The sequence below is a fragment of the Massilia sp. PWRC2 genome (assembly GCF_049896725.1).
In the GTDB taxonomy this organism is placed as follows: domain Bacteria; phylum Pseudomonadota; class Gammaproteobacteria; order Burkholderiales; family Burkholderiaceae_D; genus JAFCUW01.
In genome coordinates this window covers 690,059-712,021 of record NZ_JAFCUW010000001.1, presented here as the reverse complement: position 1 = coordinate 712,021, position 21,963 = coordinate 690,059, and the positions used below count along the sequence as shown (strand labels likewise).

The window sequence follows — 21,963 nt, the reverse complement described above, 5'->3', positions numbered from 1 at the left end:
TGATCCCTCCATGTTAATTCAATCATTCCGCATGACCGCCCGCGACTGGCGCGCCGGCGAACTGCGCTTTTTGCTGGTCGCCCTGATCGTCGCCGTTGCCTCGCTGTCGGCGGTGGGCTTTTTTATCGACCGCATGCGTAGCAGCCTCAATCGCGACGCCCACCAGTTGCTCGGCGCCGATCTGCTGGTCAATGCCGATCTGCCCCTGCGCGCCGAGTGGCGCCAGGAAGCGCAGCGGCGCGGGCTGATCCTCGCCGACACCGTCACCTTTCCCAGCATGGCGCAGGCAGGGCAGGGCGAGCAGTCGAGCGCCCAGCTGGCATCGATCAAGGCGGTCAGCGACCGCTATCCACTGCGCGGCCAGCTGAAAATCACCACCAGTACCGAGGAGGCTGATGCCGGCCGCGGCCAGAAAACCACGGCGACGCCGGCGCCCGGCACCGTCTGGGTCGACCCGAATATTCTCTCTGGCCTGAAAACCACGCTGGGCGCCCCTCTTACCGTCGGTGATAAAACGTTTACCATTACCCAGCTGATCGCCGCCGAACCGGACCGCGGCCCATCGTTTGCCAACTTCGCCCCGCGCGTCATGCTGCCGCTGGCCGACCTCGCCGCTACCGGCCTGGTCGACAACGGCTCGCGCGTGACCTACCGCCTCTTGGTGGCGGCGCCGTCGAACAATGATCTGGCCGTTGTTGACGCCTATGAAGCGTGGCTCAAACAGCGCATCGAGGTCGACGGCGTCAAGGGCGTGCGCATCGAATCGCTGGAAAACGGCCGCCCCGAGATGCGCGCCACGCTCGACCGCGCCGACCGCTTCCTGTCTTTGGTGGGACTGCTCTCGGCCATGCTGGCCGCGGTTGCCGTGGCGATGGCGGCGCGCCGCTTCATGCTGCGCCACCTTGACGCCTGCGCCATGCTGCGCTGCCTGGGCTTGTCGCAAAACCAGGTCAGTGCCATGTACCTGATTGAATTCCTGCTCATTGGCCTGGCGGGCAGCCTGCTGGGGGTGCTGGTCGGTTTCGGCGCCCACTTCGTGCTGCTCAAGTTGATCGGCAGTTTTATCACCACCGATCTGCCACCGGTGTCGGTGTTGCCGGCGCTGCAGGGGATCGCCACCGGCATGCTGCTGCTGATCGGCTTTGCCCTGCCGCCGGTGCTGCAGCTGCGCAATGTGCCGCACAACCGCGTGCTGCGCCGCGAGCAGGCGCCGCCACAGGCGATGGCACTGGCCACCTATGGTCTAGGCATCGTCGCTTTTGTTGGCTTGCTGCTGTGGCAGGCGGGCGACCGCCAGCTGGCACTGCTGACGGCGCTCGGCTTTTTGGGCGGTTTTGCCCTGTTCGCCGCCGCCGGCTGGCTCGGCCTGGCGCTGCTGCGACGGCTGCGCGGGGCGATCGATGCGCAGGCCTGGCGCTTTGCCCTGAACGCCCTGCAACGGCGGCCCGGCGCCACCATCGTGCAGGTGGTGTCGCTGTCGCTGGGCTTGATGGCATTGCTGCTGCTGACGGTGGTCCGGGGCGACCTGATGACGGCCTGGCAGAGCGCCACCCCGGCCGATGCGCCGAACCGCTTTATTATTAATATCATGCCCGACCAGCAAGCGAGTGTGGCGGCCCGTCTGGCTGCCGCCCGCGTCGATGAGGCCGTGCTCTATCCAATGATTCGGGGGCGACTGACTGCGCTCAATGGCCAGGCCATCACGGCGGCCACCTATCCGGCCGAAGACGCCCGCCGCCTGGCCGAGCGTGAGTTTAATTTGTCGACCATGAAAACCATGCAGGCATCGAACCAGATCGTCGCCGGCCGCTGGTTCAAAGACACGCCTGGCCAGGCCGAAGCCTCGGTGGAGCAGGGCATCGCCAAGACGCTCGGACTCAAGCTGGGTGACCTGATGCGCTTCGATATCGCCGGCCAGATCGTCGAAGCGAAGGTGACCAGCCTGCGCAAACTCGAATGGGGCTCGATGCGGGCGAATTTTTTCGTCATCATCAATCCTGAAGCGATGAAGGCGACCCCGCAAACCATGATGACGGCATTTCACTTGCCGGCCGGCGCGCCCAATCTGACCAACACGCTGACCCGTGAATTTCCCAACCTCACTGTGATCGATGTCAGCGGCATCATCAACCAGTTGCAGGAAGTGCTGGGGCAGGTGGTGACGGCGGTCGAGTTTTTGTTCCTGTTCACCTTGGTGTCGGGGGTGCTGGTGCTGTATGCGGCGCTGATGGGTTCGCAAGACGAGCGCACCCGCGAAGCGGGCTTGCTGCGCGCGCTGGGCGCTACCCGCCGGCAGCTGGCGCGCTCGCAGTGGATTGAATTCGCCCTGGTGGGCGCGCTGTCGGGCTTGCTGGCGGCCAGCGGGGCGGCGGCGCTCGGCTGGGCGTTGGCGACGTACCAGTTTAAATTTGCCTGGGCTTTCAGCCCGCTGGTGTTCATGGCCGGTATTGCCGTTGGCGTGTTCTGCGCCATCGGCGGCGGCTGGCTGGGATTGCGCAACGTGCTGCGCCAGCCGCCGTTGCAGACCCTGCGCGGGGCTTAAGCCTCGGGAACAGGCACCTTCGGCGCCTGTTCCCGCCTGTTATGATGGCGGCATGTCCACACCCACACTTTATGACACCATCGGCGGCGCCACGGTCCTGCGCGACCTGGTCGACCGTTTCTATGACTTGATGCAGCTCGAGCCCGAATTTGCCGGCATTCACGGCATGCACCCCGTCCCCAACGACGGCTCGCGCGACAAATTATTGATGTTCCTCAGCGGCTGGATGGGCGGTCCCGACCTGTACGTTGAACGCCACGGCCACCCGCGCCTGCGCGCCCGCCACCTGCCCTACGCGATCGGCACCAGCGAACGCGACCAGTGGCTGCGGGCGATGGCCTGGGCCATGGAAGACGTCGGCATCGACGAAAGCTTGCGCCTGCGCCTGATGGAGTCGTTCTTTCAAACCGCCGACTGGATGCGCAACAAGGCCGACTGATGACCCACACCGAATTTATCGTGCTGGCCGCGCTGGTACTGGTCGTGCTGGTATTGCAGGGACTGATGTTGCTGCGCGCGCGTGGCAATCTTGACGCGGCTCGCGGTGCCAACGACAGCCAGTTCGAGCGCCTCGAACGCATGCTGCGCGGCGACTTGCAGGCCAGTGCCCAGGCCACCCGCCAGGAGCTGGCGGCCAACCTGGCGCACCACCACGGCGCCGCCGCGGCGCAGCTCGACGCCATGCGCCTGCACATCGGCCAGCAGGGCGCTGCCGGCCGCGAGGAGCAGGCCGCCGCCATGAAACGGCTGGCCGACTCGCTGGCGCACAGCCTGCATACCTTGAGCGAATCGAACGCCCGCCGCATGCTCGAAGTGCGGGCGACGCTGGAAACCAAGATCGGCGAACTGCAAACCGACAATGGTGCGCGACTGGAAGAAATGCGCAAGACGGTCGATGAAAAACTCCACGCCACGCTGGAGACGCGCCTGTCCGAGTCGTTCCGCCAGGTGTCGGAACGGCTCGAAAAAGTGCACCAGGGTCTGGGCGAAATGCAGCAGCTGGCGATTGGCGTGGGCGACCTCAAACGGGTGCTCACGAATGTCAAAACGCGCGGCACCTGGGGCGAAGTGCAGCTCGAAATGCTGCTCGAACAAATGCTGACGGCCGACCAGTACGCCAAGAACGTCGAAACGATTCCCGGCAGCGGCGCCCGCGTCGAGTTTGCCATCAAGCTGCCGGGCAGCGGCGACGCCGGCGTGCCCATGTGGCTGCCCATCGATGCCAAGTTCCCCAAGGAACAGTACGAACGGCTGGTCGACGCTGCTGACCGCGCCGACGCCGATGGCGTGCAAACGGCCGGGCGCGAACTCGAACGGGTGGTGCGCGGTGAAGCGAAGACCATTTGCGACAAATACGTGTCGCCGCCGCTGACCACCGATTTCGCCATCCTGTTTTTGCCGACCGAGGGCTTGTATGCCGAGGTGATGCGCCGCCCGGGCCTGGCCGACGATTTGCAGCGCACGCTGCGGGTATCGATTGCCGGACCGTCGACCCTGGCGGCCATCCTCAGCAGTTTGCAGATGGGCTTCCGTACGCTGGCGCTGGAAAAACGCTCGTCGGAAGTGTGGCAAGTACTGGGCGCGGTGAAGACGGAATTTGGCAAGTTCGGCACAGTATTGAGCAATACCCGGCTGACGCTGGAAAAAGCGGCGAAGAATATTGAGAACGCCGAAATGCGCAGCCGCCAGATGGCCCGCAAACTCAAATCGGTGGAAGCACTGCCCAGCGAAGCGGCCACGCTGATGCTGGGCGCCGAAGCGCCGCAAGCCAATACCGACGGCGACGGCGACAGCGACCTGTAACACCTGACCGGGACTGCGATGCGACAAAAAATTACCAGCGCGGCAGCAGCCGTGCTGCGCATCAGGGACGGCGCCACGGTTGCCACCGGCGGCTTTGTCGGTGTTGGCTTTGCCGAAAATATCGCGGTGGCGCTCGAACAGCGTTTTACTGCCACCGGCGCGCCGCGCGACCTGACGCTGGTGTACGCGGCCGGGCAGGGCGATGGCAAGCTGCGCGGTCTGAACCACTTCGCCCACGAGGGTTTGCTCAAATGCGTGATCGGCGGCCACTGGGGCCTGGTGCCGGGCCTGCAGCAGCTGGCCATCGACAACCGTATTGCCGCCTACAACCTGCCGCAGGGCGTGATCAGCCAACTGTTTCGCGATACCGCCGCCGGCAAACCGGGTCTGCTCACCAGCGTTGGCCTGGGCACCTTTGTCGACCCCCGTTACGGCGGCGGCAAGGTCAATGCGCTGGCGCAGGAAGATGTGGTGTCGCTGATGCACATCGATGGCGCCGAGTACCTGTTTTATAAAACCCGCAAAATTGATGTGGCCATCGTGCGCGGCACCACTGCCGACGAGGCGGGCAACATCACCATGGAGCGCGAGGCGCTCACGCTCGAAGCGCTGGCAATCGCCATGGCCGCCCACAATTGCGGCGGCGTCGTCATCGTCCAGGTCGAGCGCATCGTCGCCAATGGCAGCCTGCATCCGCGACGAGTCAAAATCCCCGGCATCCTGGTCGACTGCGTGGTGGTGGCCGAACAGCCCGAATACCACATGCAAACTTTCAGTACCCAATACAGCGCCGCCTTTGCCGGCGACGAGCGCGTGCAGGTGGCCAATCTGCCGCCGCTGCCGTTAGACGAGCGCACTATCATCGCCCGCCGCGCGCTGCGCGAACTGGGCGAGGGCGATGTCGTCAACCTCGGCATCGGCATGCCGGAAGGGGTGGCGCGCGTGGCCGCCGAGGCCGGGCTGCTCGACACGTTTACCTTGACGGCTGAAGCGGGCGCAATTGGCGGCATGCCCGCCGGCGGCCTCGATTTCGGCGCTGCCACCAATGCGCAGGCGATCATCGATCAGCCGTGCCAGTTCGATTTCTATGATGGCGGCGGCCTCGATGTGGCAGTGCTGGGTCTGGCGCAGGCGGACCGCGAAGGCAATCTGAATGTCAGCAAATTCGGCAACCGGCTGGCCGGCGCCGGCGGCTTTATTAATATCAGCCAGAATGCGCGCAAGGTGGTGTTCGTCGGCACGTTTACGGCCGGCGGCCTGCAGATCGCCGTCACCGATGGCCAGCTGCGCATCGTTCGCGAAGGCAGCACGCGCAAATTTGTCGATACCGTCGAACACCGCACCTATGCCGGCCGCTTTGCCTGGGCGCGCGGCCAGAGTGCCCTGTACGTGACGGAGCGCTGCGTGTTCAGACTATCGGCCGAGGGCATCGAACTGATTGAAATTGCCCCCGGCATCGACCCCGAACGCGATATCTTCGCGCAGATGGATTTCAGGCCCGCCGTCAGCGACCCGCTCGCTATCATGGACGCGGCGATTTTTACGCCTTAAATCAGACCAGGCCGTCGAACACGATGACGTCGACCAGGTCGCCGGCAGCCACATTGCCCTGCTCATCGTGCAGCACCACCATGCAGTTCGCTTCCGACATCGAGCGCAAAATGCCCGAGCCCTGGGCGCCGGTGATGGCCACCTGCTGCACACCGTCGGCGCCCACCGCCAGGATGCCGCGCTGATACTCGGTGCGGCCGGCTTTTTTGCGGATCGGGGCGGCCGAGCGTACTTTCATCAACGGCAGCGGTGCTTGCGCCCCCATCATCGCCAGCAGCGCATTGCGGGCGAAAAAGTAGAAGGACACCATCACCGCCACCGGATTGCCGGGCAGGCCGAACAGGAAGGCGCTGTGGCCATGCGAGTTGACCTTGCCGAAAGCGAGCGGACGACCCGGGCGCATGCCGATTTTCCAGAACGTGACGTCGCCCAGCTTGGCCATGATGTCGCGCGTGTAATCGGCCGCGCCGACCGACACGCCACCGGAGGTGATGATGGCGTCGGCGTTTTCGCAGGCAGTGCGCAATGCTGCTTCGAGCGCTGCCGGATCGTCGCGCACGATGCCCATGTCGATGATGTCGCAGCCGAGGCGGGTCAGCATGCCATACAGGGTGTAGCGGTTGCTGTCGTAGACGCAGCCGCTATCGAGCGGCTCGCCAATCGAGCGCAATTCGTCGCCGGTGGAAAAGAACGCCACCCGCAGGCGCCGCTGCACCGGCACTTCGGCAAAGCCGAGCGAAGCGAGCATGCCCAGGTCAGCCGGGCGCAGGATACGGCCACGCTGCAGCGCGGCGCTGCCGGCTTGTAAATCTTCGCCGGCAAAGCGGCGGTTGTCGCCGGTGCGGATGGCGCCGGCGTCGATGGTGATCGCTGTCTCGCTGATGGCTGCCACGTGTTCCTGCGGGATCACGCTGTCGCAGCCGGGCGGCATGACGGCGCCCGTCATGATGCGCACGCACTGGCCGGCAACTGGCACGGCGTCGCTGGGGCGGCCGGCGAACACGGTGGCGATCACCGACAGGGAGGTGGGGCCATCGGTGCGCAGGTCGGCGCCGCGCAGGGCGTAGCCATCCATGGCCGAATTGTCGTGCGCCGGCACGTTAATGGGAGAAATGAGGTCGGCTGCCAGCACCCGGTCGAGCGCCGCGCGCAGCGCCACTTTTTCGATGGCGGCAATCGGGGTGACGAACTGGCCGATAATCTGCTGGGCGTCGCGCACGGGCAGGGCGTCCGGGTCGTAAGCCGACAGGCAGCTGACCACATCTTTCAAGCGCGGCGGCCGCGTGCTATCGAAACTGTGCAGTTCGTCGAGCGTGTTGATGTTGCTAAACGCCGCAGCATCGTCGAACAGCACCTCGGTCACTTTCAACCCTGCGTACCAGCCATCCATCTTGCGGCCACCGTCGAGCAGATACTGCGACAGGCGCGGCAGCAGGCTGGTCTTGACGAGGCAAAACACGGGATGGGGCTGGCGCCGCTGGCCCGCTGCCTCGGTGACGGCAATGGCGAGGTCGGCGCCGTCCGCCTGCAGCGCGGTGAACAGGCGTGCCGCCAGGTCGAGCGGGACGAAGGGCGAGTCGCACGGCGCCGTCACCAGATAGTCGGTGGCGCAGTGGCGCAAGCCCGCTTCCAGACCGGCCAGCGGGCCGGCAAAGCCGGTCGTTTCATCGGGCCAGACGGGCACATCGAATGCGCGGTAAGCGTCGAGGTTCTGGTTGGCGTTGATGGCAATGGCCGCCACCTGCGGGCGCAGGCGCTCGAGCACGTGGCCGGCCATGGTCAAGCCGCGAAACGGCTGCAGGCCTTTGTCGACATGGCCCATGCGGCTGCCGCGCCCGCCTGCGAGGATCAGGGCGCTGATCTGTTTATTGTTGTGCATGCTGTGCTTCCGCGGTGAAGGCAAGGTTGTGGTTCATCCACCGATGTACGACATTTCCACCCGCTTGAGGCCGGGTTCGCTGCTGCTGTCGGTGTCACTGGTGTTCTGGGTCCGGGTATCTGAATAGCGGTCGCTGCGCTGCTGCCACAGGTGCGAGACGGCGCCGGCAATCTGCGCATCGCTGCGGCCGTCGCGCAGCAGGCCGCGCAGATCGTGGCCGCGGGTGGCGAACAGGCAGGTATACAGCTGGCCTTCGGTGGACAGGCGCGCGCGCGAGCAATCCTTGCAAAACGACTGGGTGACGCTGGAAATCATGCCCACTTCGCCGCCGCCGTCGCGGTAGCGCCAGCGCGAGGCTGTCTCGCCCGTGTAATTGGCATCGATGGCGACCAAGGGCATGGCGGCATGGATGCGCGCCACCACCTCGCTCGAGGGGATCACTTCGGCCATATTCCAGCCGTTCGAGGCGCCCACATCCATGTACTCGATGAAGCGCAGGATATATGGCGTGTTCTTGAAATGGCGCGCCATCGGCAGGATCTGCTGGTCATTCATGCCGGCCTTGACCACCATGTTGATCTTGATGGGGCCGAGTCCCGCTTCGTGGGCGGCATCGATGCCGCGCAGGACGTCGGCGACGGCGAAGTCGACGTCGTTCATGCGTTTAAAAATGGCGTCATCGAGGGCGTCGAGCGAGACGGTGACGCGGTTCAAGCCGGCATCCTTGAGGGCACGCGCCTTGCGCGCCAGCAGTGAGCCATTGGTGGTCAGGGTCAGGTCGAGCGGCCGCCCGCTCGGCGTCGGCAGCGCCGCCAGCATGGCTATGAGCCGTTCGAGGTCCTTGCGCAGCAGCGGCTCGCCGCCCGTCAGGCGGATTTTTTCGACGCCGTGGGCAACGAAGATGGCCGCCACCCGGGTGATTTCTTCGAACGACAGCAGGGCATTGTGCGGCAGATAGGCATAGTCCTTGTCGAACACTTCTTTCGGCATGCAGTAGACACAACGAAAATTGCAGCGGTCGGTGACGGAGATGCGCAGGTCGTGCAAGGGCCGGCCGAGGGCATCGTCGACCCGCCCGACGGGCGCTTCGAGCACGCTGGGCACGAGCATGTTGCTCTTGCGTTCTTGGTGTAGCAGGATAATTTTTTCTGACATGGCGATACGATAGCACGAGCTCTGTGACTGCACAGGGCTGCGGTTGATTGCCTGCGGCGCTGCGGGCAAGAGTGGGGGAGGCAACCCTGCAGCATAGCGAGCGCCGAGGCCAGCAGCAGGGTGCCCGTCCCATTTCTCCGAAGTCCCGCAAACGAAAAAAAGGGGAAGCCAGCGGCTCCCCCTTATCTAAGTACTCGCCAGTAAATTATTGTGATTTCTAGCTGCCATAAACGGCGCGCTGCTGCGTTGCTCACCGCTAGCAATGCCCGCATTGCGTCGCGGCGAGCGCCTTGCATCGCATCCGTTTCTGTTCGCTATAAATCCACAATAATTTCCCGGCGAGTACTTAGTCGACGCCGCCGCTTACTGGCGGGTATCGACCTGAATCAGCGGCTCATCGGCTTGCGGCGGCAGCGGCTTGCGCTGGCGCGGCACGCGCACGGGTGGCGCCACCTTGGCTGCTGCTTCCTGGGCTGCACGCAGCTTGTCAGGATCAGTGGCCGCCAGGGTCAAACCGGCTGAGCCGAGCATTTCGCTGAGATCGGCGACGCTCGCTGGCGCTGCCACCGCCACTGGTGCAGCCACCGGCGCCACATCAACCACCGCTTCCACCGGCGCTGGTGCCGTCATGGCCACTGCCACAGGAATGGCGACCTGCACCGGGCTGTCCACGGGCGCTTCGACTGCCAGCGGCGCTGCCGTCACCACCGCCACGGGGGTCACTTCTTCAGCCTCGGTCTGCACTGCCACCGGGATGGCAGTGGTGCGCTCGGCCACGGGTGCCGGCTCGCTGATGATGGCTGGCGCAGCTGCTGGGGCAGCTGCCACAGGAGCAGCAGCAAGAACAGGAGCAGCAGCAGGAGCAGGAGCAGGAGCAGGAGCAGGAGCAGGAGCAGCCGGAACAGGATCGACGTGCGTGACCGGCACCGCAGCAGCGGCAGATGCAGGCATCGGCACGCGGTCAGCCAGCGGCGTTGGCGCAGCCGGCGCCGGTGTTTCCACCACGGCCACTGGCGCAACGACAGACGCAACGACAGGCGCAGCGACCGCCGTAACAACTGGCTCGGCAGTCGTAACCACATACTCCGACACCGGTTCCGGCGCCGCCGCAGCAGCCGCAGCGAGTTCCTGATCCGCCACCGGCGTAAACACCGGCGCCGATGGTGCGCTGCTCTCACTTTCATGGTCGCCCGCTTCGATCTCGTTGCCTTCGGCATCCCGATCGCGGCGGTTGCGGTTACGGCCACCGCGACGGCGGCGACGGCGCGGTTCATCGCCGTTCGCATCGGTCTCGATTTCTTCGCCATTCGGGCCCGTGCTGGCGGTCTTGACGGCGCTGTCGTCAGCGTCGCCGACGGTGTCGACCACGGCCGCTGCCGGCGTGCTCACCTGCTCGAGTGCGCTGGAAGTGGCGACCACCGCGGGATCCTGCGGCGTCCACATGGTCTCAGGAATGGCTGGAACGACCTCTGCCTTCGCCTCGCTGCCGGCTTCGGCAACCACGGTGCGATAATCGGCGCGCTCGCGCGGCGGACGGGCGGCGCGCTCGGGGCGCTCACCACGTTCACCCCGTTCGGGACGTTCACCACGCTCGGGACGTTCACCACGTTCCGGACGCTCGGCGCGCTCAGGGCGCTCGCCACGCGGTGCAGCTGCTACGCCTGCTCCAGCGTCGGCGCTGGCGCCTTCGCGCGGCTCACGCGGTTCGCGTGGTGGCCGTGGTGCACGCGGCGGACGGCCGTTGCGGCTTTCGCCTTCGGCGGGACGGCTGAACTCGTCGTTTTTGTCGGCCTGCGCAGCGTTGCGCGGCGCGGATCCGCTGGCACCGGCAACAGCGGCGCCAGCTTCACGCTCGCCCTTGCCAGTACCATTGCCACCGGCATTGCGGCCACGGCCACGGGGATTGCGGCCATTGCGATCGCCACCATTGGCACGCTCGGCTGAGGTAGCAGGCTTGACTGGCGCGACTGCCGCAGGAGCGACCGGCGCCGCTGCAGGCGTCGCCTTCTTGCCCATGAAAAAATTGATGATCTTGTCGAGTATGCCTTCGGCGACCGGCGCGGCCACCGGAGCAGGCGCTGCCACCGGAGCAACGGCGGCTGGCTTGGCCTGCTCGCTGCGGTCGACGATCGGGGCTGGCTGCGCCGGGGTAATGGTCTTGACGACCGCTTCCTGGCGTGGCTTGACGTCTTCCTTCTGGCGCTTGCTGTAAGCCATGTCGGTGTCGGCCGATTCCGCCAGGTTGTAGCTGGCCTGGCTGTCTTCGAGGCGCGGATCGTCATGCTTGATGCGCTCGAGCTTGTAGTGCGGGGTGTCGAGGTGTTTATTCGGAATCAGAATCACGCCGATGCGGTGGCGGTTTTCGATTTTCAGCACTTCGCCGCGCTTTTCATTGAGCAGGAAGGCGGCAACGTCGACCGGCACCTGCACGTGAATGGTGGCCGAATTTTCCTTCATCGCCTCTTCCTGGATGATGCGCAGCACTTGCAGGGCGGACGATTCGGTATCGCGGATGTGGCCGGTGCCAGAGCAGCGTGGGCAAGTCACATGCGAGCCTTCCGACAGCGATGGGCGCAGGCGCTGGCGCGACAGTTCCATCAGGCCGAAACGCGAAATCTTGCCCATCTGGACACGCGCACGGTCGTGGTGCAGCGCGTCTTTCAGGCGCGTTTCGACTTCGCGCTGGTTCTTCGCCACTTCCATGTCAATAAAGTCGATGACGATCAGGCCACCCAGATCGCGCAGGCGCAACTGGCGGGCCACTTCTTCGGCCGCTTCGCAGTTGGTATTAAAGGCAGTCGTTTCGATGTCCGAGCCGCGCGTGGCGCGTGCCGAGTTGACGTCGACGGAAACCAGCGCTTCGGTGTGGTCGATGACGATGGCGCCGCCGGACGGCAGTGGCACCGTACGCGAGTACGCCGTTTCAATCTGGTGCTCGATCTGAAAGCGCGAAAACAGCGGCACATCGTCGCTGTAACGTTTTACACGGTGCACCATGTCGGGCATCACGTGGCTCATAAACTGGTGCGCCTGTTCGTAAATCTCGTCGGTGTCGATGAGGATTTCGCCGATGTCAGGCTGGAAGTAATCGCGGATGGCGCGGATAACAAGGGACGATTCCTGGTAAATCAGGAAGGCGCCATTGCCGGTCTTGCCAGCGCCTTCGATAGCGCGCCACAATTGCATCAGGTAATTCAAGTCCCACTGCAGTTCTTCGACATTGCGGCCGATGCCGGCGGTGCGGGCAATCACCGACATGCCTTGCGGCAGGTCGAGCTTGTCCATGGTTTCGCGCAATTCCTGGCGCTCTTCCCCTTCGACCCGGCGCGAGACACCGCCACCGCGTGGATTGTTCGGCATCAACACCAGGTAACGGCCAGCCAGCGAGACGAACGAGGTCAGGGCAGCGCCCTTGTTGCCGCGTTCTTCTTTTTCCACCTGGACCATGATTTCCTGGCCCTCGCGCAGCGCTTCCTTGATGCTGGCGGTGCGCACATCGACGCCTTCGCGGAAATAGGTGCGGGCGACTTCTTTAAATGGCAGAAAACCGTGGCGATCCTCGCCGTAGCTGACGAAGCAGGCTTCCAGCGATGGCTCAATGCGGGTGATAACGCCCTTGTAAATATTTGATTTGCGCTGTTCGCGCCCGGCGGTTTCGATATCGATATCGATCAGTTTCTGACCATCGACGATGGCAACGCGCAGTTCTTCTTGCTGCGTCGCATTAAACAACATACGTTTCATTTATATAAACTCCACGGCACGAGGCCGCATCAAGCCGTCTTGTCAGGACGGCGTGGGTACACGGGATGTACGCAGGGAAAGGAGTTGGAGGGTGGGTATGCCTGTTCGGATGGCACGGCAATAAAAAATGCCGGCATCACGGGGCGCGGTGGGGTCGATCGACATGCCGAGTGACGCATCGCCTGCAAGGTAGCCGCGGCGCGCCGGAGTAGGACCGGGGGCACGGGTTCCGCCAGGCGGTGAGCAAATCAACGGGCCTGACCGTCAGCGATCCTGCAAAAGCTTCGAACCACTGGCGCATTGCGCCATTATTCACAAGCCTTTGGGATGAGGCTTACATCGGGTCTGGCGAAAACGGCAAGCGTTATCGACGCCATCATCTGGCGAGCTGTCCAACAGGCTCAGCTTGCCAGTACTTATCCTTACAATTCCGAACTACCATTCCGGGCCAGTCGAACGCCAATCCGATTACAACAACGGTGCAACCTTGATTCGCCCACGACCGTGCGTACACGTTTTTCCATCGAATTTGCAATTTGGCGAGGCCGATGGAGACGCCCCTGTGTAAAATATCGTTTTAATTCTTACACCAGCAGAGGTTTGACCGCCGCCTGTCGATTATATATTCAAAATGAAGGACTTAGAGCGAATTTCTGGCGAGCAGGTTGAAAGCCGGCTGCGTGCAAGACAAACCAAGATGCCAAACGATCCCATTTCTCCTTCATCTGCGCCCATACAGGCGTATTTCGTCACCATCGGCGAAGAAGACGCCGGCCAGCGTATTGATAATTACCTGCTGCGCACGTGCAAAGGTGTCCCCAAAAGCCACATTTACCGCATCCTCCGTTCGGGCGAAGTACGCGTCAACAAGGGGCGAATTGATCAGTTATACCGACTCGTTGAGGGCGACCTGGTACGCATTCCACCGGTGCGCGTGGCCGAAAAAACGGCGCCGACCGCACCCGGCGCGGAATTTGCCATCCTGTTCGAAGATGCCCATTTGCTCGTCATCGACAAGCCCAGCGGCACCGCCGTGCACGGCGGCTCGGGCGTCTCCTACGGCGTGATCGAGCAATTGCGGGCATCGCGGCCGGATGCCAAGTTCCTCGAACTGGTGCACCGGCTCGACCGCGAAACCTCGGGCGTGTTGATGCTGGCGAAAAAGCGCTCGGCGCTGACCAATCTGCACGAACAGATGCGCGATGGCGTCACCGACAAACGTTATTTGACGATGGTGGCCGGCGACTGGAAAAACGCCCGCCAGCACATCAAGCTGCCGCTCCACAAATACACCACCGCCGAAGGCGAGCGGCGGGTGACGGTGCAGGCCGGCGGCATGGAATCGCATACCGTGTTCAGTTTGCTGCGCAAGTGGCCAGCGTTCGCCCTGCTCGAAGCGGAACTGAAAACCGGACGCACGCACCAGATCCGCGTGCATCTGGCATCATCCGGCTTTGCGATTCTCGGCGACGATAAATACGGTGATTTCGCGCTCAATCGGGTGCTGTTAAAAGCCGATAGTACGAGAGGGGCGCTCAAGCGCATGTTTTTGCACGCCCACCAGATCACCTTCATTCACCCCGATAGTGGCAAGTCGATAACCATAAACGCGCCATTACCCCCAGAGTGCGATCGTTTCTTGGTAAGCTTGGGCAAACCGCTGCAGGCAGTTCGATAATCGCGTCCGATTGAACGTCGCTGCGTAGCATCACAACCCACCCCCGGAAGGAGACGGCTGCCACAAGCGGCCGTGAACATGGCAAGAAAGCAATTTGACCTGATCGTATTTGATTGGGACGGCACCCTGATGGACAGCACCGCCACCATCGCGCGCAGCATCCAGGCCGCTGCGCGCGACCTTGGCTTGCCCATCCCCCGCGATGAGCAAGCTTCGCACGTGATTGGCCTCGGCTTGCAGGAAGCCTTGATGGCTGTCATGCCGGATATGGAACTGGCAATGTATCCCAAGATGGTCGAGCGTTATCGCTATCACTACCTGACGAAGGACCCGGAACTAGTGCTGTTTGCAGGCGTACGCGCCATGTTGACGGAACTTTCCCAGGAAGGGTATTTTCTTGCAGTGGCCACTGGAAAAAGTCGGGTGGGTTTGAACCGCGCCATGAATGCGGCGGGTTTGCTGTCGATGTTTGACGCTACACGCTGCGCCGATGAAACTTTCTCTAAACCGCACCCGGCCATGTTGCAGGAACTGACGCGCGAGCTGGGCCAGGATCTCAAACGCACGGTGATGATCGGCGACACCACCCACGACTTATTAATGGCCAGCAATGCTGGTGCCAGCGCCATCGCGGTCGAGTATGGCGCTCACCCGGTGGCCCATCTGCGCACCTGCGCCTCGCTGTTTTCCGCCAGCAGCGTGCCAGAGCTGCACCAGTGGCTTAGCGAGAACGCCTGATGGCAGGTGCTGCCGTCAATGCGCTGCCGGTGGCGGCCTCGGCCGATGTGCAGGACGGCGGCAATGGCGTGCGCTTTGCCGTCAAGGTCTATGGCGCCGACGGCACCGGTTTCGTCATCCGCTACCACGGCCAGTTGTATGGCTACCTGAACCGCTGCGCCCATGTGCCGATCGAACTTGACTGGGCGGAAGGCGAGTTTCTCGAATCGAGCAAGCGCTTCATCATGTGCCAGACCCACGGCGCCATCTATGAACCGAGCACTGGATTTTGCGCCGGCGGCCCCTGCAAGGGTGGGCGACTGCGCCCCATCGCCGTGCAGGAAGTCGACGGCCGTATCGTCTGGATACCGGACGAGGTGGTAAAGGCGCCGGCCACCGCATAAGCATCCTGTAGACTCCTCGATCAGTTCGGTCGACCCGATCGACCCGATCGACCCGATCGACCCGATCCACCCAATCCATCATCATCATAACGACGACTCATGAGCGAAAACAGCAAGCAGCCCGACAGCCTGCCCGCAGGCGCGGCGATCAACCCGGAGTGGGAGCGCACCACGCTGGAAAAACTGTTGATGGCGACCGTGCGCGAACAGCGCGCTGCGCGCCGCTGGGGCATCTTTTTTAAACTGCTGACCCTGGGCGTCATCATTTTCGCCCTCTGGGCCTATGTCGATGGCAACGGTGCCGACATGGAAAACATGGGCCGTCACACCGCCCTGATCGAAATTGACGGCGCCATCGAGAGTGAGGGAAGCGGCTCGGCCGACGTTGTGATCGCATCGTTGAACAAGGCGTTTAGCGACGTCGGCTCGGTTGCCGTGGTACTGCGCATCAACAGCCCGGGCGGTAGTCCGGTGCAGGCTGGCATGATCGTCGATGAAATGCTGCGCCTTCGTAAAGGCTATCCGAACAAGCCGCTGTATGTCGTGGTCGATGAAATTTGCGCCTCGGGCGGCTACTATATCGCGGCAGCCGCCGACCGCATTTACGTCAACAAGGCCAGCCTGGTGGGCTCGATCGGCGTGCTGATGGACGGCTTTGGTTTCACCGGCGCCATGGAAAAACTGGGCGTTGAGCGCCGCCTGTTGACGGCCGGTGAAAACAAGGGCTTTCTCGATCCATTCAGTGCGCAGTCGGACAAGCAAAAGGCCCACGCGCAAGCCATGCTCAATGAAATTCACCAACAATTTATCAGTGTGGTCCGCAAGGGACGCGGCAAGCGCCTGAAGGAAACCCCGGACATGTTCAGTGGCCTGTTCTGGACTGGCGCCAAGGCCATCGACATGGGCCTGGTGGACGCCCTGGGCAGCGTCGAGAGCGTGGCGCGCGACGTCATCAAGGTCGAGGACATCGTCGATTACACCACCCGCGAGGGATTGCCGGAGCGGGTGCTGAAGAAATTCGGTGCTGCGGTGGGTGCCGGCGCCGTCAAATCGGCGTATGGCAACGTCAAGCCACAATTGCGCTGATCGGTAACTTTTCCTAAGGCACCAAGGTTTTCCTTGCAAGCAGCGCCCCATGCTCTATATTGAACATGTAGTTCAATCAAAAGGGGCCGACATCGACAACACGGCAACACCACATATTTGGACCAGAACTACTTGCCGCATCGAGCATGCGGCTTAGAGCGAATTTTCATTCCTCGTTGGCACCTTCTCGCGGAGGGCCGGAAATGGCGGCGCAATGCCGCCATTTCCTATTGGTAAACGAGAAGGTGCGGCCACGGTGCGCTGATGGCGTGATGCAGGCCACGGCTAAACAGCATTGCTGCCCATCTTGTTAAGCACTGTATACAAGGGAGGATCGTTGGCCGCGATGGCATCGCCTTGGGCAAAGCCGCCAGCCTCGAGCCACTGTTGCAAACCATGTTGGGTATTGATCAGCCAGGCGGCGCGCGCCGGCTTTGCCACAGCAGACGCGCCACTCCAGCGCGCAAGCGCCAGATCGACGGCAAAGAGCGATGCATGCTCGAGTGCCCGCCGCGCATGGGCTTGCGCCGGCGTTGCTGGGAGCCTGTTGTCATCAGCGCCGTTGCTTTGGTGATCAATGGTCATAATTTCCTCAAATTCTTGGTTTCGATTCCTACCAACGGGGTAGGGTTTCACGCAGAGATTGCTAGGACAATTCCTAGCGAAAAGTTACTGTAGCAATCGCCACCACCGGCCCGCTTGACATATCTCAACTCCAATGCTTTCCATTAGACAAATATTTAATGACCGCCGATGTCAGAAATTGCCCGTAACATAACGCAATTTTTACCTTGTCAGTGGGGTGACGGCAAGGCTTGCCTTCTGTTAAAGTCTCGCCCATGAGTAAATTATCGCTGGATCGCATTCTGCAATCGCAAGGTTTTGGTACCCGAAAATACTGCCGCTCCCTGATCGAAGAGGGTGATGTGGCCGTCGACGGCACCGTTCACAGCAGCTACAAAACGGTGTTTGACACGAGTAATCTGACCTTGACGGTGTTCGACGAAGAATGGCTGGTGCGCGAGCGGGTCTATATCGCGCTGTACAAGCCGGCTAATTTCGAGTGTTCGCGCAAACCCAGTCACCATCCCGGCGTGTTGACCTTATTGCCGGAGCAATTCACCTGGCGTGACGTCCAGCCAGTCGGCCGGCTCGACCATGACACCACTGGCCTGTTGTTGATGAGCGACGACGGGCCGTTCATCCATGCGCAATCGTCGCCCAAGCGGCATGTGCCAAAGGTGTATCAGGCGACCACGGCCGAACCGGTGACAGATGCGCTGATCGAGCAGTTACTTGCTGGCGTGCAGCTGCATGATGAGCCGGCACCGTTAAAGGCGATCAGCTGCGTGCAGCGGGGCGAGTATCAGATCGAGATTGTGCTGGAACAGGGGAAGTATCACCAGGTCAAGCGGATGCTGGCGGCGGCGGGGAATCATTGCGGGGGGTTGCATCGGTCGGCGATTGGGGGGGTGGTATTGGAAAGCCTTAGGCTGTCCGAAGGCGAATGGTGCTTCTTGGGTAATCAGAGTCTGGCATTACTTGCCTGACCTGGTCGATATGGCATCACACCTGTCCTGACAGGGTATTGAATCCCCTCCATCGCTCTATGCGAAGCAGTGAGGTATTAATTTAGCATCATAACTGGAGCGTCCGAGACGACCCTTAACGCAATCACCGCTTCGAAGTGAGGTCAAAGATCGACAAGTGATGCAACGCAGCCAAGGGAATTTTGTCAGGCGCACTTAATCGCTTTAAAATTATGCGCCGGAATCCGGGCAATCGTCATGCATTGATACCCGCTGACGGCGATCAAGTGGACGAAACTTCCGATCCATGATGTTAAAATCCCGTCATTGCGCTGCACGCGTGCCGCTAAAATTTCGGCGTTTGCAAATTGACAGAACCGTCATTTATTTCGGTTCCGGCAATTAATATCTAATCCGAAAAAGAATTTTGTTCGCCATTGACAATACCATCGAAGGGCGATGAGCCCGGATTCACTTTGTCGCTGTTTGCGTAACGACACATCTTAAAAGAGAACGCATGAGAAAATCCTTGCAAGTCGCCCGAAAATTTAAGCAATTGGTATTATTATTTTCAGTTTTTTGTGTGGGTACACTTCCTGTTGCCGCACAAATGAATGACCCGCAGGCCGATGCGCGCGCGCCCCGGGGAGGCACTGTTACCGAAGCTGAAGCCGACCGTGGACTGCCAGTGATTGCGAATTTGCCTGCAGACCGAACGACAAAGTCCCAATTCAGCGAGCGCGCAAGCACCAATCGAACGCTGAAAAATATTCCTGCAGAGATATCCTCGAAAAATTCCTTCCTTGCTTACATCGAGATCGCTACCGGGGCCACTCTGGATGTTTTCGGGAGGAACCTTTTTACCGGAGTGCCAAGTACGTTCGCGCCGGTCGAGGGTGCGCAGGTCAATGGCGATTACGTGATCGGTAGCGGAGACGAGATTCAAATTCGCGGTTGGGGAATGATCAGTGTCGACGTCAATGTCACCGTGGATCGCAGTGGCGCGATTTACATTCCGCGCATCGGTGCCGTCAAGGTCGCCGGCGTTAAGTACCGGGATCTGCAGGGCGTCCTCAAACAGGCTGTGGGTAAAAATTACAGCAACTTCGATCTCAGTGCTAGCGTGGCGCAGACGCGGGCATTGCAGATATACGTAGTTGGCAACGCAGTTCGCCCTGGTACCTACACGCTCAATTCAATGAGCACCCTGCTCAATGCCATGTTCACATCGGGAGGTCCGAGTGCAAATGGCTCGATGCGCCGTATTGAACTCAAGCGCGCCGGCGTGACCATCACAACATTCGATTTGTACGACCTGTTGGTGCGCGGGGATAAAAGTCGTGACGCCAGTTTGCAAGATGGTGACGTGATCTATATTCCGGAAGTTGGTCCACTTGTTGCCCTCACGGGTAATGTAAAGACACCAGCGATCTACGAATTAAACGGTGAGGCATCCGTCGCCGACCTTGTCGGTTGGGCTGGCGGCGTCGAATCGGCCGCGGATATGCGGCAGATTATTGTCGAAAAATCTGTTAACAATACGTACCAACGCCTGGCGACCTTGCAAGCGGAACGCGGCAAGATGGGCGACGTTCTTTCCAGCCTGCCCGTCCGTGGCGCTGATGTCATTCGATTGTTTTCACCCTCTGCAGTGGCTGTGCAAACCAGGCTGGACAAGGAATTCGTCCGCCTGTCCGGCGAAGTGAACAAAAGTGGCGTTTTTGAAATAAAGAAGGGTGAGACGCTTCGCGAACTGATGTTCAGAATGGGCGGCACCACCGATGTCGGTTACATCTACGCGGCCCAGTTACGCCGTGAGTCAGTGCGCCGTGCTCAGCAGTTACGCCTTGATGAGATCGCCACCCGCTTTGAACGTGACGTGGACGCTGCTGCGACTGCACGACTGAGCGGTGCAACCGATCGCGAGACGATTGCTACACAAGCGGCGGAAACTGAAAGGCAACGCCGCTTGGCCGACAAGTTGCGATCGGTAAAAGCGGAAGGACGCATTGTTCTGGAGATGAGTGATCGAAACGCAGAGCTCAAGAATCTGCCTGATCTCGCATTGCAGGACGGCGATACCATATTTATTCCACGTAAGCCGGATACGGTCGACGTGTTGGGATCAGTCTTCCAAGGCGGCTCATTCATATTTAAATCGCGTCGTGCTGTGAAGGATTATCTAGAGCTAGCTGGAGGTGTAACGGCATCCGCAGATGCTTCTGAAATGTATGTTATCCGCGCCGATGGGACGGCCCGCGGTGGTAATGGTTGGTTTAGCGGAGTCAACAGTATTGCGGTAAATCCCGGAGATACTGTTGTCGTACCAGAAAAGATTGATCGAAGTAATTTGCGCCAGAGCATCAAAGAGTGGACTGCAATCTTTTACCAGTTCGGTCTTGGAGCAGCTGGGTTGAAAGTACTTCAAAATTAAATAACGTTATCATTTCCGCAGCATTTTCCGGAAGCGATGTGAGAGCAAAGCGATGTCCCAAAATATAGCAATCGGTTCCGACACACCAGATACGAGCGACGGCCTCCACGTGCTCGATCTACTCATTGTAGTATCGCAACAAAGATGGGTTATTTTATTCACAGTGCTCGTCGCTGTAGCGATTGCGTTATCGGTCGCCTTCTTGATGACGCCCGCGTATAGCAGCACTGCAAAATTTATTCCGCCTCAACAGCAGCAGAGTGCCGGAGTCGCGGCTATGCTAGGACAATTGGGAGGTCTTGCCGGTGCGGTTGGCGGGTTGGGTGCAAAGAATTCGGGTGACACTTATGTGGGCGTTTTGGAAAGCCGCACTGTTGCCGATCGGCTTATTGCGCGATTTGAACTGAAGGAGCGCTATAAAAAAAGTACTTTTGGCGAAAGTAGAAAGATGCTTTCCAGTAATACCACAATCGTAAATGGTAAAAAAGACGGGTTCATCTCTGTAACCGTTGAGGATCGTGATCCCCAATTCGCTGCAAACGTTGCCAACGCTTACGTCGAAGAACTGGGCAAACTGACCTCCACCCTTGCCCTTACGGAGGCATCGCAAAGAAGAGTTTTCTTCGAAAAACAGATGTCTGATGTAAAAAGCCAGTTGGCCGACGCCGAGGTGTCACTGCGCCGCATCCAGGAGCGTACCGGCCTGATTCAACCGGGTGCGCAAGTGACCGCAATTATTACCGTCGCCACTCAGTTGAAAGCGACAATCGCCGCGAAAGAGATTCAAATCAAGGCAATCCGTACTTTCGCCTCGCCCCAAAATCCGGAACTGCTGCGTGCAAATGCTGAGCTGCAAGGACTGCAGGCGGAATTGACGAAACTGGAACGTAGTCAATCGGGACGGCAGGGTGATTTAATGGTTCCAACTGGAAATATCCCCGAGATTGGTGTGGAATTCACGCGTGGCGCTCGCGACATCAAGTATTACGAAACAATTTTCGAACTGCTCGCGAAGCAGTTTGAGTTGGCGAAAATAGATGAGGCAAAGGAGTCCGGTACTGTTCAAATACTGGACCCGGCCATTCCATCCGAGCAGAGGATCAAGCCACATCGTTCTTTGATCGTGCTGGGCGGTATAGTTGTAGGACTGTTCGCTGGTTTATTTCTTGCGTTAGTGCGGCATTTTTATACCCAAGCCCGCTCAAATCCGGGTAATCGAGAGAAATGGCAAAAGCTCGCGCGTATCTGGAATCGCCGCGCCGTTCAAAACTCAACCGCTGACTGACGCATGCCGTGTGTAATAGGTATGCACTCCTGGCCGAAAAATTTAGGGTTCGTTTGGTGGACTTCTTCGGTTTTCGCATTACGTCCTTTTAATACACTGACACAAGACCGTCCAGCTTCGCAAGTAACCGGTTAAAATTCGCCCACTAGTAATGCA

The 21,963-nt window shown here is 60.8% G+C and carries 15 protein-coding genes; 11 read left to right on the top strand and 4 right to left on the bottom strand.

What is annotated here, in order from left to right:
• Positions 1-10 precede the first annotated feature (10 nt).
• From ACP7BZ_RS03185 to ACP7BZ_RS03170, 4 genes are read left to right on the top strand one after another with little or no spacing between them, the layout of a single operon-like run.
• Positions 11-2,542 (top strand): ABC transporter permease, encoded by a 2,532-nt coding sequence (locus ACP7BZ_RS03185; RefSeq protein ID WP_426110196.1) that lies wholly within the window; start codon positions 11-13, stop codon positions 2,540-2,542.
• Positions 2,543-2,594: 52 nt separating this feature from the next.
• A complete protein-coding gene (locus tag ACP7BZ_RS03180) occupies positions 2,595-2,981 on the top strand; it encodes a group II truncated hemoglobin (protein WP_426110195.1) in 387 nt (128 codons plus the stop codon).
• On the top strand, positions 2,981-4,345 hold the full coding sequence (gene rmuC, locus ACP7BZ_RS03175) for a DNA recombination protein RmuC (RefSeq protein ID WP_426110194.1): 1,365 nt from the start codon (positions 2,981-2,983) through the stop codon (positions 4,343-4,345). Before ACP7BZ_RS03180 ends, rmuC begins: the two co-directional genes overlap by 1 nt.
• 18 nt (positions 4,346-4,363) lie before the next feature.
• Positions 4,364-5,896 (top strand): acyl CoA:acetate/3-ketoacid CoA transferase, encoded by a 1,533-nt coding sequence (locus ACP7BZ_RS03170; RefSeq protein WP_426110193.1) that lies wholly within the window; start codon positions 4,364-4,366, stop codon positions 5,894-5,896.
• Between the two features lies 1 nt (position 5,897).
• Here ACP7BZ_RS03170 and glp read toward each other — a convergent pair whose 3' ends face one another.
• The 3 genes from glp to ACP7BZ_RS03155 form a co-directional block, all read right to left on the bottom strand.
• A complete protein-coding gene (gene glp / locus ACP7BZ_RS03165) occupies positions 5,898-7,775 on the bottom strand; it encodes a gephyrin-like molybdotransferase Glp (protein ID WP_426110192.1) in 1,878 nt (625 codons plus the stop codon).
• Positions 7,776-7,808: 33 nt separating this feature from the next.
• Entirely contained in the window at positions 7,809-8,930 is a 1,122-nt protein-coding gene (moaA, locus tag ACP7BZ_RS03160; protein WP_426110191.1) for a GTP 3',8-cyclase MoaA, read from the bottom strand.
• Positions 8,931-9,293: 363 nt separating this feature from the next.
• The gene (locus ACP7BZ_RS03155; RefSeq protein ID WP_426110190.1) at positions 9,294-12,674 is read right to left on the bottom strand and encodes an Rne/Rng family ribonuclease; all 3,381 of its coding nucleotides are present in this window, start codon (positions 12,672-12,674) and stop codon (positions 9,294-9,296) included.
• 697 nt (positions 12,675-13,371) lie between these two features.
• On the opposite strand from ACP7BZ_RS03155, the gene ACP7BZ_RS03150 reads away from it, so the two are divergent.
• The 4 genes from ACP7BZ_RS03150 to ACP7BZ_RS03135 all read left to right on the top strand — a co-directional run bounded on the left by ACP7BZ_RS03150 (position 13,372) and on the right by ACP7BZ_RS03135 (position 16,559).
• Positions 13,372-14,352 (top strand): RluA family pseudouridine synthase, encoded by a 981-nt coding sequence (locus tag ACP7BZ_RS03150; RefSeq protein ID WP_426110189.1) that lies wholly within the window; start codon positions 13,372-13,374, stop codon positions 14,350-14,352.
• Between the two features lie 78 nt (positions 14,353-14,430).
• Positions 14,431-15,090 carry an HAD-IA family hydrolase gene (locus ACP7BZ_RS03145; RefSeq protein WP_426110188.1) on the top strand — a complete coding sequence of 220 codons (660 nt, stop codon included), beginning with the start codon at positions 14,431-14,433 and terminating at the stop codon, positions 15,088-15,090.
• The gene (locus ACP7BZ_RS03140; RefSeq protein WP_426110187.1) at positions 15,090-15,473 is read left to right on the top strand and encodes a Rieske (2Fe-2S) protein; all 384 of its coding nucleotides are present in this window, start codon (positions 15,090-15,092) and stop codon (positions 15,471-15,473) included. Before ACP7BZ_RS03145 ends, ACP7BZ_RS03140 begins: the two co-directional genes overlap by 1 nt.
• 99 nt (positions 15,474-15,572) lie before the next feature.
• Positions 15,573-16,559, top strand: a complete 987-nt coding sequence (locus tag ACP7BZ_RS03135; RefSeq protein ID WP_426110186.1) for a S49 family peptidase — start codon at positions 15,573-15,575, stop codon at positions 16,557-16,559.
• A gap of 285 nt (positions 16,560-16,844) precedes the next feature.
• On the opposite strand, the gene ACP7BZ_RS03130 is transcribed toward ACP7BZ_RS03135, so the two are convergent.
• Positions 16,845-17,144 carry a hypothetical protein gene (locus ACP7BZ_RS03130; RefSeq protein WP_426110185.1) on the bottom strand — a complete coding sequence of 100 codons (300 nt, stop codon included), beginning with the start codon at positions 17,142-17,144 and terminating at the stop codon, positions 16,845-16,847.
• Between the two features lie 254 nt (positions 17,145-17,398).
• Here ACP7BZ_RS03130 and ACP7BZ_RS03125 point away from each other — a divergent pair, with 254 nt between their 5' ends.
• The 3 genes from ACP7BZ_RS03125 (at position 17,399) to ACP7BZ_RS03115 (ending at position 21,807) form a co-directional block, all read left to right on the top strand.
• On the top strand, positions 17,399-18,109 hold the full coding sequence (locus ACP7BZ_RS03125; protein WP_426110184.1) for a pseudouridine synthase: 711 nt from the start codon (positions 17,399-17,401) through the stop codon (positions 18,107-18,109).
• A gap of 496 nt (positions 18,110-18,605) precedes the next feature.
• Positions 18,606-20,522: an SLBB domain-containing protein gene (locus ACP7BZ_RS03120; protein WP_426110183.1), complete on the top strand. Its 1,917-nt coding sequence runs from the start codon at positions 18,606-18,608 to the stop codon at positions 20,520-20,522.
• Between the two features lie 52 nt (positions 20,523-20,574).
• Positions 20,575-21,807 (top strand): GumC family protein, encoded by a 1,233-nt coding sequence (locus ACP7BZ_RS03115; protein WP_426110182.1) that lies wholly within the window; start codon positions 20,575-20,577, stop codon positions 21,805-21,807.
• Positions 21,808-21,963: the final 156 nt, after the last annotated feature.

Bases quoted from the DNA above. Each gene is read 5' to 3' on its own strand.
- ACP7BZ_RS03125 (WP_426110184.1), top strand. From the start codon at position 17,399: ATGAGTAAATTATCGCTGGATCGCATTCTGCAATCGCAAGGTTTTGGT.
- moaA (WP_426110191.1), bottom strand. From the start codon at position 8,930: ATGTCAGAAAAAATTATCCTGCTACACCAAGAACGCAAGAGCAACATG.
- ACP7BZ_RS03145 (WP_426110188.1), top strand. From the start codon at position 14,431: ATGGCAAGAAAGCAATTTGACCTGATCGTATTTGATTGGGACGGCACC.
- ACP7BZ_RS03180 (WP_426110195.1), top strand. From the start codon at position 2,595: ATGTCCACACCCACACTTTATGACACCATCGGCGGCGCCACGGTCCTG.
- ACP7BZ_RS03140 (WP_426110187.1), top strand. From the start codon at position 15,090: ATGGCAGGTGCTGCCGTCAATGCGCTGCCGGTGGCGGCCTCGGCCGAT.
- ACP7BZ_RS03135 (WP_426110186.1), top strand. From the start codon at position 15,573: ATGAGCGAAAACAGCAAGCAGCCCGACAGCCTGCCCGCAGGCGCGGCG.
- glp (WP_426110192.1), bottom strand. From the start codon at position 7,775: ATGCACAACAATAAACAGATCAGCGCCCTGATCCTCGCAGGCGGGCGC.
- ACP7BZ_RS03120 (WP_426110183.1), top strand. From the start codon at position 18,606: ATGAGAAAATCCTTGCAAGTCGCCCGAAAATTTAAGCAATTGGTATTA.
- ACP7BZ_RS03130 (WP_426110185.1), bottom strand. From the start codon at position 17,144: ATGACCATTGATCACCAAAGCAACGGCGCTGATGACAACAGGCTCCCA.
- ACP7BZ_RS03185 (WP_426110196.1), top strand. From the start codon at position 11: ATGTTAATTCAATCATTCCGCATGACCGCCCGCGACTGGCGCGCCGGC.
- ACP7BZ_RS03115 (WP_426110182.1), top strand. From the start codon at position 20,575: ATGTCCCAAAATATAGCAATCGGTTCCGACACACCAGATACGAGCGAC.
- rmuC (WP_426110194.1), top strand. From the start codon at position 2,981: ATGACCCACACCGAATTTATCGTGCTGGCCGCGCTGGTACTGGTCGTG.
- ACP7BZ_RS03155 (WP_426110190.1), bottom strand. From the start codon at position 12,674: ATGAAACGTATGTTGTTTAATGCGACGCAGCAAGAAGAACTGCGCGTT.
- ACP7BZ_RS03170 (WP_426110193.1), top strand. From the start codon at position 4,364: ATGCGACAAAAAATTACCAGCGCGGCAGCAGCCGTGCTGCGCATCAGG.
- ACP7BZ_RS03150 (WP_426110189.1), top strand. From the start codon at position 13,372: ATGCCAAACGATCCCATTTCTCCTTCATCTGCGCCCATACAGGCGTAT.